Annotated in this window: 13 protein-coding genes; 6 read left to right on the forward strand and 7 right to left on the reverse strand. The window is 66.3% G+C overall.

Annotation, left to right across the window (positions count from 1 at the left end; all coding sequences use genetic code 11):
- Positions 1 to 103: 103 nt before the first annotated feature.
- The 4 genes from EU800_RS07935 (at position 104) to EU800_RS07950 (ending at position 5793) form a co-directional block, all read left to right on the forward strand.
- Positions 104 to 1189, forward strand: coding sequence for an AI-2E family transporter (locus tag EU800_RS07935; protein WP_129630337.1), 1086 nt, complete (start codon positions 104 to 106; stop codon positions 1187 to 1189).
- Positions 1189 to 1860 (forward strand): chromosomal replication initiator DnaA, encoded by a 672-nt coding sequence (locus EU800_RS07940; protein WP_129630339.1) that lies wholly within the window; start codon positions 1189 to 1191, stop codon positions 1858 to 1860. Before EU800_RS07935 ends, EU800_RS07940 begins: the two co-directional genes overlap by 1 nt.
- 39 nt (positions 1861 to 1899) lie before the next feature.
- Positions 1900 to 4074 (forward strand): RNA degradosome polyphosphate kinase, encoded by a 2175-nt coding sequence (locus EU800_RS07945; RefSeq protein WP_129630341.1) that lies wholly within the window; start codon positions 1900 to 1902, stop codon positions 4072 to 4074.
- A gap of 177 nt (positions 4075 to 4251) precedes the next feature.
- Positions 4252 to 5793, forward strand: coding sequence for a Ppx/GppA family phosphatase (locus tag EU800_RS07950; protein WP_129630343.1), 1542 nt, complete (start codon positions 4252 to 4254; stop codon positions 5791 to 5793).
- 18 nt (positions 5794 to 5811) lie between these two features.
- Here the strand turns inward: EU800_RS07950 and EU800_RS07955 are convergent, their stop codons facing one another.
- Together EU800_RS07955 and EU800_RS07960 are read right to left on the reverse strand one after the other, a co-directional pair.
- A complete protein-coding gene (locus EU800_RS07955) occupies positions 5812 to 6174 on the reverse strand; it encodes a hypothetical protein (protein WP_129630345.1) in 363 nt (120 codons plus the stop codon).
- A 7-nt stretch (positions 6175 to 6181) separates the two neighbouring features.
- Positions 6182 to 7246 carry an endonuclease/exonuclease/phosphatase family protein gene (locus EU800_RS07960; RefSeq protein WP_129630347.1) on the reverse strand — a complete coding sequence of 355 codons (1065 nt, stop codon included), beginning with the start codon at positions 7244 to 7246 and terminating at the stop codon, positions 6182 to 6184.
- A gap of 185 nt (positions 7247 to 7431) precedes the next feature.
- Here EU800_RS07960 and EU800_RS07965 point away from each other — a divergent pair, with 185 nt between their 5' ends.
- Entirely contained in the window at positions 7432 to 7746 is a 315-nt protein-coding gene (locus tag EU800_RS07965) for a DnaJ family domain-containing protein (protein ID WP_165354591.1), read from the forward strand.
- Positions 7747 to 7752: 6 nt separating this feature from the next.
- On the opposite strand, the gene EU800_RS07970 is transcribed toward EU800_RS07965, so the two are convergent.
- From EU800_RS07970 to EU800_RS07985, 4 genes are all read right to left on the reverse strand, one after another.
- Positions 7753 to 8424, reverse strand: a complete 672-nt coding sequence (locus EU800_RS07970; RefSeq protein ID WP_129630351.1) for a molecular chaperone DjiA — start codon at positions 8422 to 8424, stop codon at positions 7753 to 7755.
- Between the two features lie 85 nt (positions 8425 to 8509).
- Complete coding sequence (locus tag EU800_RS07975) at positions 8510 to 8791, reverse strand: hypothetical protein (protein ID WP_129630353.1); 282 nt, start codon at positions 8789 to 8791, stop codon at positions 8510 to 8512.
- Positions 8792 to 9027: 236 nt separating this feature from the next.
- Complete coding sequence (scpA, locus tag EU800_RS07980; RefSeq protein ID WP_129630355.1) at positions 9028 to 11172, reverse strand: methylmalonyl-CoA mutase; 2145 nt, start codon at positions 11170 to 11172, stop codon at positions 9028 to 9030.
- Complete coding sequence (locus tag EU800_RS07985; RefSeq protein WP_129630357.1) at positions 11138 to 12091, reverse strand: hypothetical protein; 954 nt, start codon at positions 12089 to 12091, stop codon at positions 11138 to 11140. Before EU800_RS07985 ends, scpA begins: the two co-directional genes overlap by 35 nt.
- Before the next feature lie 196 nt (positions 12092 to 12287).
- Here EU800_RS07985 and EU800_RS07990 point away from each other — a divergent pair, with 196 nt between their 5' ends.
- Positions 12288 to 12758 (forward strand): DUF4174 domain-containing protein, encoded by a 471-nt coding sequence (locus tag EU800_RS07990; protein WP_129630359.1) that lies wholly within the window; start codon positions 12288 to 12290, stop codon positions 12756 to 12758.
- Between the two features lie 16 nt (positions 12759 to 12774).
- Here the strand turns inward: EU800_RS07990 and EU800_RS07995 are convergent, their stop codons facing one another.
- The gene (locus EU800_RS07995) at positions 12775 to 13263 is read right to left on the reverse strand and encodes a hypothetical protein (protein WP_129630361.1); all 489 of its coding nucleotides are present in this window, start codon (positions 13261 to 13263) and stop codon (positions 12775 to 12777) included.
- Positions 13264 to 13339 lie beyond the last annotated feature (76 nt).

Consider the following 13339-nt stretch of genomic DNA (forward strand, 5'->3'; position numbering starts at 1 on the left):
AGCGGACTTGCCGGCAGAAGACGTGGCGCCGCGGGCGCTCTTGCCGCCCTCCCGCTTGCAAAACGCGCGCAACTGGGCGACACGGGGCCGGAAAGGAAACGCCATGGCGCTGCCCGCATCGTCGCAGGTCAAGATCTGGGGGACGGCCGCTGTCGTCCTGTTGGTCGTGCTGTGGTTCCTGGGCGGTGTCATCCTGCCCTTCGTCCTGGGTGCGGCCATCGCCTATCTGCTGGACCCGATCGCAGACTGGTTCGAGGCCCGCGGCCTCTCCCGACCGCTCGGCGTTTCGATCATCATGCTTTTTGCGCTGTTGCTTTTCGCGATGGCGATCCTGCTGGTGATCCCGATGCTGATCCGCGAGACGGCCGATCTCTTCGCCACACTTCCGGATCTCGCCCGTAACCTCGAGGACTTCCTCACCAAGCGCTTCCCGTCGCTGGTCGACGCGGAATCGCCGATCCGGCAGTCCTTGGCCGCGATCGGCGAAACGCTCTCCTCACGCGGGGCCGAGCTGCTGAACACCGCGCTCTCCTCGGTCTCCGGCGTCGTCTCGATCCTGACGCTGCTGCTTATCGTTCCCGTCGTCGCATTCTACCTGCTGCTCGACTGGGACAGGATGGTTGCGGAGGTCGACGACCTGCTGCCGCGCGACCACGCGCCCACGATCCGATTCCTGGCCTCCGAGATCGACCGGACGCTTGCCGCCTTCATCCGCGGCCAGGGATTGGTCTGTTTCCTGCTCGGTCTGTATTACATCATTGGCCTCACTGCGGTCGGGCTCAATTTCGGCCTCGTCGTCGGTGCGCTGGCGGGGCTCCTCACTTTCATCCCCTATATCGGCGCGCTGGTCGGCGGCGGGCTTGCCATCGGGCTCGCGCTGTTCCAGTTCTGGGGCGACTGGACCCAGATGGCCCTCGTCGCCGGAATCTTCTTCTCCGGCCAGATGCTCGAGGGCAACGTGATCACGCCGCGACTCGTCGGCTCCTCGGTCGGGCTTCACCCGGTCTGGCTGCTGCTTGCGCTCTCTGTCTTCGGCACGCTCTTCGGCTTCGTCGGCATGCTCGTGGCGGTTCCCCTCGCCGCAAGCATCGGTGTCATCGTCCGCTTCGCCACAGGGCAATACAAGCAGGGCCGGCTCTATCTTGGCGTCTCCAGCCAACCCTCCTCGCAGGACCTTGAGGAACTCTGATGGCCGAACAGATCCCGTTCGACCTCCCGGTGCGGCCCGCCACGGGGCGCGGGGATTTCTTCCTGTCGCCGTCGAATGCGACCGCCGTAGCGGCGATTGACCTCTGGCCCGACTGGCCCACCGGCAAGCTGGCGCTCTACGGCCCCGAAGGCGCCGGCAAGAGCCATCTCGCACATGTCTGGGCAGCCCAGGCCGGCGCGGAGATCCTGCGGAAGCAAGACGTCGCCGCGTGGGTGCCGCGCCCGGGCAATTTCGCCATCGAGGACGTGCCGGAGATCGCCGGCGACCCGGAGGCCGAACGCGCGCTGTTTCACCTGCACAATTTTGCGCTCGCCGAGGGCGGCCGGCTGCTCTTCACCGGCACCGATGCACCAAGCCACTGGCCCATCGCCCTGCCGGATCTCGCCAGCCGCCTGCAGGCGACGCCCACGGCGCGGCTCGACCTGCCCGACGACGCGCTACTTGAGGCAGTCCTGCTCAAGCTCTTCGCCGACCGGCAGATCATCCCGCCGCCGAGCCTGATCCCGTGGCTGGCAAAACGCATGGATCGTTCCTTTGCCGAGGCCGGCCGCGTCGTCGCCGCGCTCGACGCGCGAGCGCTTGCCACAGGACGGCCGATCGGGCTCAAACTGGCGGCGGAGATCTTGAAGGCAGGATCGGAAGAGCGGTAGCATCGCCCCCTGCCCGCCCGTTCCAGACCGGAAGCTCCAATGACCAAAGCCGATTTCCTCAAGACCCCCTTTGCCGATCCGGTTGACATCCCGGCCCCCCAGCTTTCCGGACCGAAGCGCTTCTTCAATCGCGAGCTGAGCTGGCTGGCGTTCAACTGGCGGGTGCTCGAGGAGGCAGAGAACCCGGCCGTTCCGCCGCTGGAACGGGTCCGCTTCGTGTCGATCTCGGCGACCAATCTCGATGAGTTCTACACCGTCCGCGTCGCCGGCCTGCGCGAACTTGCCCGCGAGGGCCACATGACACCGGCCGCCGACGGGTTGACGCCGTCCGAACAGCTCGAGCGGATCAACGAGAACGCCCGCCGCCTGCTGGCCGCGCAGCAGACGGCCTGGACCCGGCTCCGCAAGGAGATGGAGGAGGAGGGCATCGAGCAGCTCGTCCGCTCCCGCCTCACCCGCACCGACAAGGCGCACCTGGAGGCGCATTTCCTCTCCCAGGTGTTCCCGGTGCTGTCCCCGCTGGCGATCGACCCCGCGCATCCCTTCCCGTTCATTCCGAATACGGGCTTCTGCCTCGCGCTCCAGCTCACCCGCGAGGCCGATCGCGTCAGCCGGCAGGCGCTGCTGCCGATCCCGGCGCAGGTTGACCGGTTCATCTCGCTGCCCTCCGAGGGCCGGACACATCGGTTCCTGCCGCTCGAAGATCTGCTGATCATGCATCTCGGCTCGCTCTTCCCGGGCTACCGGCTCGACGGTCACTGTGCCTTCCGGGTGCTGCGCGACAGCGACCTCGAGGTCGAGGAGGAGGCCGAGGACCTGGTGCGCGAATTCGAAGTGGCGCTGAAGCGGCGGCGCCGCGGCGAGGTGATCCGGATGAAGATGACCGCCGGCGCGCCCAAGGCGCTGCGCGACACGATCACGCGGGAGCTCAATGTCACCGGGGACGAGGTGGTCGAGGTCAAGGGCCTGCTCGGTCTTGCCGATCTCAAGGAACTGGTGCTCGACAGCCGGCCCGACCTGCTCTGGCCGAGCTTCACGCCGCGGGTTCCGGAGCGGGTGCAGGACCACGACGGCAACATGTTCGAGGCGATCAAGCAGAAGGACATGCTGCTGCATCACCCCTACGAGACCTTCGACATGGTGATCCGCTTTCTCGCCCAGGCGGCACGCGACCCCAACGTGCTGGCGATCAAGCAGACGCTCTACCGGACCTCGAAAGACAGCCCGATCGTCACCGCGCTCTGCGAGGCGGCAGAAGACGGCAAGTCGGTCACCGCGCTGGTGGAACTCAAGGCGCGGTTCGACGAGGCCGCGAATATCCAGCAATCGCGCAAGCTGGAACGATCCGGCGCGCATGTCGTCTATGGCTTCACGAACTACAAGACGCACGCCAAGATCAGCACCGTGGTCCGCCGCGAGGGCGACCGGCTCGTGACCTATACCCATTACGGCACCGGCAACTACCACCCGATCACGGCCAAGATCTATACCGACCTCAGCTTCTTCACCTGCGACGCGGCGCTCGGGCGGGATGCCACGAAAGTGTTCAACTACCTGTCGGGATATGCGCGACCGGCAGTTCTGGAGAACCTCGCGATATCGCCGCACACACTGAAGCCGCGGCTCCTCGAGTTGATCGCGCGGGAGGCGGAGCTGGCGCGCGAGGGAAAGCCAGCCGAGATCTGGGCCAAGATGAACTCGCTGATCGAACCGGAGGTGATCGACGCGCTCTATGCCGCGAGCCAGGCGGGAGTGAAGATCAGCCTCGTCATCCGCGGCATCTGTGGCATCCGGCCCGGCATCAAGGGGCTGTCGGAGAACATCCGGGTGAAATCCATCGTCGGGCGGTTCCTCGAGCATTCCCGCATCGTCTGCTTCGGCAATGGCACGGGGCTGCCGTCGAAACGCGCCAAGGTTTTCATCTCCTCGGCCGATTGGATGGGACGGAACCTCAACCGCCGGGTGGAAACGCTGGTCGAGATCTGCAACGCGACGGTGAAAGCGCAGATCGTCGGCCAGATCATGGCCGCCAACATGGCCGACGAGGCGCAGAGTTGGTTGTTGCGGCCCGATGGCAGTTTCGAACGGCCCGCCGCACGGGAGGGCCAGAGCCTTTTCAATTGCCACAGGTTCTTCATGGAATACCCCTCGCTGTCGGGTCGCGGCTCGGCCGGCGCGGCGGACGTGCCGGAACTGGCGCACAGCAAGGACTGAGCGGGCCGGACCGATGTGCCGGGCGCGTGCCGGCGGCCCCGCAGCGTGCGCCGGCATCGGAGAGGCCCGCATCACGGACCACCCGTCGCACCCCCGAGAGGCGCGATCGCCGCATGGCCCGATTGACCTCCGGGGCCGCCCATGGACAATGTCGGACATGGGCAGACGGAGGCCGACATGGACGACGGGATACCTGAGACGCCGCAGGACTGGGGCCCCTTCGGGAGACCGATCTTCGAGGATCCCGCCGCCCGGGCGCTCGCCCGCGTCGGCGTGATCGACATCGGCTCCAACTCTGTGCGCCTCGTCGTCTTTGACGGCGCCGCCCGCAGCCCGGCCTATTTCTTCAACGAAAAGGTCATGGCCGGGCTCGGCGCAGGCATGGACCAGACCGGAAGGCTGAACCCTCAGGGCCGCACGCGCGCGCTCGCCGCGATCCGCCGCTTCACGACGCTCGCCCGCGGCATGGGAATCGCCCCGCTGACGGCCGTCGCGACCGCCGCCGTCCGGGTCGCCGAGGACGGAGAGGAGTTCCGGCACGAGATCGAGTCGGAGACCGGCCAGAAGATCCACGTCATCGACGGGGAAGAGGAGGCACGCCTCTCCGCCCAGGGCGTGCTGCTCGGCTGGCCCGAGGGCGAGGGGCTGGTCTGCGATATCGGCGGCTCTTCGATGGAGCTCGCGCGGATCGCGGACGGCCGTGTCTGGGAACGCGCCTCGACGCCGCTCGGTCCGCTCCGGCTCGAGACGATGAAGGGCGGCCGCAAGCGGCGCGATCGCGAGATCATGCTGGTCATGGAAGGGCTTTGCGAAAAGATCCCGCGCCACGAACGGCTCTACCTCGTCGGCGGTTCCTGGCGGGCGATCGCCCGGCTCGACATGGTGCGGCGCGACTATCCGCTCTCGGTGCTGCACGATTATCGGATGACGCCGACCTCGATCCGCGAGACGCTCGACTGGATCGCCGGGCAGGATCTCGAGGAATTGCGCCAGCGGGCACGACTCTCGATGGCGCGGATCTCGCTGGTGCCGACCGCAGGCGAAGTCCTGCGCCGGCTGCTCTCGTCCTTCCGCATCCGCGAAGTCGTCACCTCCGGCTACGGCATCCGAGAGGGCCTGCTCTACGAGCAGATGCCGCACAGGCTCCGTTCCCGCGACCCGCTCATCGAGGCGGCGCGGTTCTCGCAGATGACCTCCGCCCGCATTCCCGGCTTTGGCCGCATTTTGCACACCTTCATCGCGCCGCTCTTCGGCCGGCCGAAGGGCGACCCGCGCTGGATCAGGGCGGCCTGCCTGCTGCATGATGTGAACTGGCGGGCGCATCCCGACTATCGCGCAGAGGTCTGTTTCGACAGCGCCACCCGCGGCAACCTCTCGGGCATCGACCATCACGGACGGGTCTATCTCGGACTGGCGCTGGCGCATCGCTACCGAAACGCGCGGCCCGGCGACCGTTTCGAGCCGCTGCTCGGCCTGATTTCGGACGCGCAGGTCAAGGAAGCCGAGATCCTCGGCAAGGCGATGCGCTTCGGGGCGATGTTCTCCTTCGCCAATCCCGAGGGCATGGGCTCGTTCCGGTACCGGCCGAAAAAGGGCGTGCTGGAACTGCGTCTGCCGCCAGCATCCGCGGCGCTCTATGGAGAAGTCGCCGCGGCGCGGCTCGCCTCGCTCGCACAGGCGATGGGGGTGGAGACGAAGGTGACCTATACGCGGGAATAGGCTCGGAGTTCGGGGCGCTTAGATGTCGATCTTGCCGCCCTCTTCCACCTCTTCCATCTCCTGCGGTGTCTTGCGGCGCAGGATGATGTCGCCATTGGGAAGGCGTTCGGGCGGGTGGTAGGCGTCGAGATCGTCGACCAGATCCGAGAACCGTTCGAGCATTGGCGCCATCTCCTCGGCGAACGCGCGCAGCTTGGGTTCCATCTCGGTCGCCAGATCCTCCATCATCGGCTGCATCTCGTCGGCGAGCCCCTTGAGCAGCAGCTTCGCCCCCTCCTCGATGAGGTTAAACCCGTCTTTCACCTCGCTATCCTGGGCAGGGGTGGCAGTGGGCACTGCGGCGAGCGCGGCGGCGAAGAGGATGGCGGTGATGCGGGTCATGGCGCCATCATACGCCCGCGGCAGGCCGTGCGGAACCCTCCAGTTCGATATCGAGCGTCACGGGGAAGTGATCCGAGGCCGCGAGAAGCGCATCACGAAGCTCGGGGACTACGTAGATCTTCGGGTCGTCGAACGGATGCCAGATCCGCCAGGCCGGGCGGCGCGCCATGAGATCCGGTGAAATCATGATGAAATCGATCAGCGCCGATTTGAAGTTCTTCTCGGCCTCGTTGTAGAACCGCGCGGTGGCCGGCGGGCGGGCCGAGCTCTGAACCTCGGGCACCAGACGTGCATGCGGGTCGAACAACCGGCCCTCGGGCGGTTCGCCCTGCCCGGCGACGATCTCGAGCCCGGACCGGCCGAACAGCCGCTCGTATTCGTCGAGACCGGGGCCGTCGTTGAAATCCCCCAGCACGATTAGAGGGTCGCCGGCGGCAAGGTGCTCCGCTATTCGGGCCCTGAGCCAGATGCATTGCGCCAGTTGCTTGCGCCGGTTGGCGATCGATATCCGCATGATGTCGGCCGGATTGCGGGCGCCATGCGGCGCCTTGGACTTCACATGCACGCCAATCATGCGGAATCGCATGCCATCCGGCGTCTCCACCGCAAGCTCGAGCGGCGGCTTTGAAAAGGTCACCTGGTCAAGCGTCGCGTCGATATCTAGGTCGATCCGGAAGGTGCTGTCGAAGCGCGGCGCGACGCCGTTGCCTTTTCCGCCCGTGATATCGCCAAGCGGATCGTGCCGCACGCTCAGCCGGTCCGGGTCGTAGAGCAGCGCAATTTCCTGCTCGGTCTGGTTGGCGAAACCGATGGCAGCCCGCCGCTGTCTGAGGTCGAAGGCGCGGGCGAAGGATTCGAGCGCCACCACGGCATCGCGACGCCGGTTCTGGTCCGGCGCCTCGACGATCAGCACCGCGTCGGCATCGAACGCGGTGAAAACAACCCCAAGTGCCTCGAGCTGTTGCGCTCGCGTGATCTTGTGGCGTGCCGACCACTGGTCATCGGTGAGCGGCCGACCGTCGTCGTCGAAGAGCGCATTCATCCATTCGACATTGTAGGTCGCGATCCGCATGGCGCTCCTCCGGCCGGCATTCAAACGCTGCCGCGAAAGGCGACACGATGCAATGCCTGCTCCCTGTCGACGCGACGGCCCGAGCCATGCACCCGCGCGAAGCCCGTCATTCGGGGCGGCGTTCCGGGTTGATCGGCAGCTTCGTGGGTGTAGGGTGGCCACACCCGAGCAGACGAGAGCGTCCGATGGCCGACATTCTAAACTTCCTGGTCGAATCCGCCTTTCGGAACGCCGAAGCGGCCGGCGCATTCGACGACCTGCCGGGTGCCGGCAAGCCGCTCCCGCCTGTGGACCAGCAGGATGACGCCACTCTGGGGCGCATCCTCCGCGAGGCGCGGGCCGAGCCGCCTGCCGTGACCTTCCTCAAGCGCATTTCTGAGAGCCAGAAGCGGCTGGCGGACCTGAAGGATCCGGCCGAGCGCACCGCGGAGATGCGGCGACTCGCCGACCTGCAGACGCGGCTCGCCATCGAGAAGGAAGCGTTTCGCCGCCACGGTTGACGCGGTTCAGCCCGAGATCTCTTCCCAGGCGCGGTTGAGCGCTATGAGTCGCTGCTCTGCCATCCGGATCGCCTCCTCCGGCACGCCGCGGGCCATCATGACGTCTGGATGGCTGTCGCGCACCGCGCGGCGCCAGGCGCTTCGGATCTCCGCGATCGGCATGTCGGGGGTCACGCCGAGCACCTCGTAGGGGTCGGGATCGGCGTCGGGCACGCAGCGCGCGCGCAGGCTGCGGAACTCCCGTTCGCTGAGCCCGAAGATGTCGGCAACCTGGTGGAGCACGGCATCTTCGGCCTCGTGATAGTCGCCATCGGCGGTGGCAATGTGAAAGAGGCCCTCCATGAGGTCCTGAAGCACGGCGTGGCCGTCCTCGAAGAGCGCTGCGATGCGCCGGGCATAGACGTCAAACCCGGCGACGTCCTGCCGGGCAAGGTTGAAGACTCGGGCGGCGTTCGCCTCCTCCGCCTCGGGAATGACGAAGACCTCGCGGAAAGCGCGGACCTCGTTGCGGGTCACCGTCCCATCGGCCTTGGCGAGCTTGGCGCCGAGCGCGATGACGGCGATGGCGAAGGCGACGGACTTCTCGGGCGGGGTGCGCAGACGGTCGAAGACCGCCGAGAGCGCCTCGCCAGAGGCCAGCGCCGCGAGCGCGGCGGATATGCGGGACCAGATCGACATGGGCGGAGCCTAGCCGGAGCCGGCGCGATCCGACAGGGACCTGCCGCGCGACACGTCAGCGCTCGCCAAAGATGTCGAGGCGAATTCAGCCCTGGATATCGGTGGAATGCGGCGTCGCGTTGCGCAGAAGCCCGCTCATCGCTGCCAACAGGCCGACCCGGGTTGCATTGGTCGCCAACGGGTAGACGTCCCGAACCACGTCATAGGCTTCGTTCAGCCGGGACTGTTTCACCCGACGCCCTCCCTCGATCAGATCGAAGCGCGACACCTTGGTTCCGGTCGCGATCTTCAGATGGCAATCGCCTCCGGAATAGCGGTGAATGTGCGGCGTCGTGTTCGCGCTGCCGTAGGGGTAGTCGTCGGCCATGCCAGTCCCTTTCAGTGCTGTCAGTGAAGCGGTGGTCCTCCGGTATTCCCCAGGGGCATGCCGCAAGGTCATGCTGCCCCGGAAACCCACCCTGATCAACATCTCAAAGAGGTATTGCACGACGGTCGCGGTCTCCGGGAAAGAGCGGATGGCGGTCCGCCTCGGGGCATCGGCACCGCACGAAAAAGGCGGGCCAAGCCGGCCCGCCTATCCACGTTGTCAGACCGCCCGACGTCTCAGGCAGCACTGTCCTTCTTCTGGCCGATGATGTTCATGATCTCATGCGCGGCAACCGGGATGTTTGTGCCGGGGCCGAAGATCGCCTTCACGCCGGAATTGTAGAGGAACTCGTAATCCTGATGCGGGATCACGCCGCCGCAGATCACGATGATGTCCTCGGCGCCCTGCGCCTTGAGCGCCTCGACGAGGCGCGGGGCGAGCGTCTTGTGGCCGGCGGCCAGCGAGGAGATGCCGACGATGTGGACATCGTTGTCGATCGCGTCCTGCGCGGCCTCTTCCGGGGTCTGGAAGAGCGGGCCCACATCGACGTCGAAGCCGATATCCGCAAAGGCGGTGGCGATCACCTTGGCGCCGCGGTCATGTCCGTCCTGCCCCATCTTGACCACCAGCATCCGAGGCCGGCGGCCTTCGCGCTCGGCAAATTCCTCGACCGACTTCTGGATCTTGTTGAACTCGTCGTCACCTTCGTAGGCGGCGCCGTAGACGCCCGCGAGCGTCCTGACCTCGGCGCGGTGGCGGCCAAACACTTCCTCCATCGCCATGCTGATCTCTCCAACGGTTGCCCGGGCACGGGCCGCCTCGACGGCGGCTTCGAGCAGGTTGCCGCCCTCCTTTGCACGCCGCGTCAGCTCCTTGAGCGTCGCCTGGCAAGCCGCCTCGTCGCGGGTCTCCCGCACGCGGTTGATCCGCCGGATCTGCGACTGGCGCACCGCCATGTTGTCGACGTCGAGGATCTCGAGGTCGTCTTCCTTGGCCAGCTTGTATTTGTTGACGCCGACGATCACTTCCTCGCCGCGGTCGATCATCGCCTGCCGTTTGGCCGCAGATTCCTCGATCCGGAGCTTGGGCATGCCGGAATTGACCGCCGCGGTCATTCCGCCGAGTTCCTCGACCTCTTCGATCAGCGCCCAGGCTTTCTCGATCAGTTCGTTGGTCAGGCTCTCGACATAATAGGAGCCTGCGAGCGGGTCGACCACCTTGGTGATCTGGGTCTCTTCCTGAAGGATGATCTGAGTGTTCCGCGCGATACGGGCCGAGAAATCCGTCGGCAGGGCGATGGCTTCGTCCAGCGCATTGGTGTGCAGCGACTGAGTGCCGCCGAGGGCCGCCGACATCGCCTCGTAGGCAGTGCGGATGACGTTGTTGTAGGGATCCTGCTCGGCGAGGCTGACGCCCGAGGTCTGGCAGTGTGTCCGCAGCATCTTGGAGCGCGGATCCTTGGCGCCGAGATCGGTCATGATCCGCGACCAGAGCGTGCGCGCGGCGCGCAGCTTGGCGATCTCCATGAAGAAGTTCATGCCGATGCAGAAGAAGAAGCTGAGCCGACCCGCGAACTTGTCGACCGGCATGCCGGCTTTGATCGCGGCGCGGACATATTCGCGGCCATCCGCAAGGGTGAAGGCCAACTCCTGCACGAGGTTCGCGCCAGCTTCCTGCATGTGGTAGCCCGAGATCGAAATCGAGTTGAATTTCGGCATCTCGTTGGCGGTGTATTCGATGATGTCGCCGATGATCTTCATCGACGGTTCCGGCGGGTAGATATAGGTGTTGCGGACCATGAACTCCTTGAGAATGTCGTTCTGGATGGTCCCGGAGAGCAGCGAGCGGTCGTGACCCTGCTCCTCGCCGACGACGATGAAGTTGGCCAGCACCGGGATGACGGCGCCATTCATGGTCATCGAGACGGAGATTTTATCGAGCGGGATGCCGTCGAAGAGGATCTTCATGTCCTCGACGCTGTCGATCGCCACGCCGGCCTTGCCGACATCGCCCTCGACGCGGGGATGGTCGCTGTCATAGCCGCGGTGAGTGGCCAGGTCGAAGGCGACCGAGACGCCCTGCTGGCCGGCGGCAAGCGCACGGCGGTAGAAGGCGTTCGATTCCTCGGCCGTCGAGAAGCCGGCATATTGGCGGATGGTCCAGGGACGGCCGGCATACATCGTCGCCTTCACACCGCGGGTGAACGGCTCGAAGCCGGGCAGCGAGCCCAGGTGCGGCAGTTCGGCGGTGTCCTCGGCGGTGTAGAGCGGCTTGACCTTGATACCCTCGAGCGTTTCCCAGGTGAGCGCGTCGAGGGGCTTGCCCCGGAGCTCCTTGGTGGCCAGCTCAGCCCAGTCTTTCGGTGTCTTGGTGTCGGTCATCGGGGAAAGGTCCTCCTGTCATGTCCATCCTGCGCAGTTCTTCCGCATCCGCGCGTTCCATCAGCCTAGCATGCCCGTTCGCGCCTGCACGCAGCCAGGCGAGGTCTTCGGCATATTGCGCAATCAGGGCGGCTCGCTGATTTCGGTCGAATGGCAGCCAGCGTTCTGAGCTGCTGATCGGAATCGGTTCGAGGTGGCCACGATCTGCCGATACCTCACATATACCGTCCGGCGACGACCCGCGCGCCTCCCAGTTGCGCACACCCGCCATGCGGGCGGCGAAACCCGGCGTCAAAGCAAATCCGACCATGGCGGCCAATTGCCGCTCCACGCGACCCGCAAAACGCTCGTACGGACAGATGATGAGATCGGCACGGGGAAAGGCGGCTGAGATCTCCTCGATCACCCGCCGCCAGCGCCGCGGCTGGGTGACGAGCCGGTCGAGCGCGGCGATCTCGGGAACGGGGTGACCGTTCATCACCGCCTGCGACAGGAGCGAAGACCAGAACCGGTCATAGGCGCGGATACCGAACAGGATCCGGTCGCAGCGTTCGTGGAAGGCCGGGACGATCCGGTCGAGACGCTCGAAGGCGAAAGGATAGAGCCGTTCGCTGCGCAAACAATCTTCCGCGGTGCCGATGAGGTTCTGCTCCGAGACGAGCAGCCGGGTGGCTCCGGCGCGCTCGAGCCCGTGCTGGCGCATCCGAAGCCGGCCCACCGAATGGCGGCCGAGCCGTTCCAGTTGCAGTGTCACCGAGTCGGGCCGGCGGACGAGCCCAGAGAACAGGCCGCGCCGGGTCTCGGACGGGATCCAGATCGCCACACCCTCCGCAGCGAGGCTTTTCGCGTTGAGCGCAAGGAAGCGCTGCAACGTCGTGGCAGCGGTGCGATGCGCGCCGAGATGGAGGGTCACATGCATGTGGCGTTTTGCTCCGGCATGCGCAGGCGGCCTCAGGGCGCCCGCAGGGGGGATCGCGACCAGCCATATCCCATTGCCCGTTGCCGGGCCGTTAAGCTTGGCGCGATACGGCGGGCGCGCAGGCGATTTCCCCTTAGAATTCCGTCCACGCTCGCCTATATCTGAGCCGATGCCTGGAGTGATCGACGTGTCCCGCATGCCCATTCGCCTTCTGCTGGCCGCCGTGCTTGCCGCGCTGCCCTTTGCCGTTCCGGCGCAGGAGGCCGCGGCGGCCGAGGGCGCGAGCGACCCGGCGGGGTTGCAGATCCTGCCCGCCGAGGGCGTGGAGATTGACGAGTTTCTCTGGGTCAACCGGGTGCTCGTGGTCTTCGCCGATACACCGGCCGACCCGCGGTTCATCGAGCAGATGAAGCTGATCACTGAACGGCCACGCGATCTTCTCGAACGTGAGGTCGTGGTGGTGGTCGACACCGCACCGAAAGACCGCAGCGCGGTGCGCAAGGAACTGCGCCCGCGCGGCTTTGCACTGGTGCTGGTCGACAAGGACGGGGGGGTGAAACTGCGCAAGCCGCTGCCCTGGTCGACCCGCGAGATCGCCCGATCGATCGACAAGACCCCGCTCAGGCGCGACGAGATCCGCAGCAGGAGCGGCTCGATCGGCCAGTGACAGGGGGCCGTTTGCATCACCGGTCCGCTTCTCTCTCGTGGACGAACCGCGCGCCCGCCGGCAGGCCCACTCCCCAGGCGGCGAGTTTTGCACGCAAGGCCGGGACCGCGTCGGGCGTGGTGGCGTAGAAGGCGACCTCGGGACGGGCGGCGTAGTGCCAGGGCCCGTCGATCTTGAGTTGCCCGAGCCGGACCCAGTCTTTGCCGATCTCCTTGCCGAACCAGCCATCATAGATCATCGCCAGGTCTGCGCCGCGCGCCGCTACCAACTGCCCCACCCAGCGCTCCGGCCCGCCGTTCCGGCGGTAGTCCAGTGCCTCGAGCGATCCCAGGCCCCAGATGTCCAGTACATAGTCGGGATTGCGCCAGGCCACCCATCCCAGGTCGTTGACCGCAACAGGTCCCTGGTGAAACGCCTTCGCGAAGCGGGCCATCTGCGCCTGCTGGCGATCGATGGTCCGGGTGGCGGTGGGATAGTGAAGGAAGAAATGCGGCGCATAGACCACGCCGGCGGCCAGCGCTGGAAGCAGCGCGAGGAGCCGTGCAAGCGCCCCGCCTGCACCACCAGCGCCAGAAGCCCGG

The sequence above is a fragment of the Tropicimonas sp. IMCC6043 genome (assembly GCF_004146235.1).
Lineage (GTDB): Bacteria > Pseudomonadota > Alphaproteobacteria > Rhodobacterales > Rhodobacteraceae > Tropicimonas.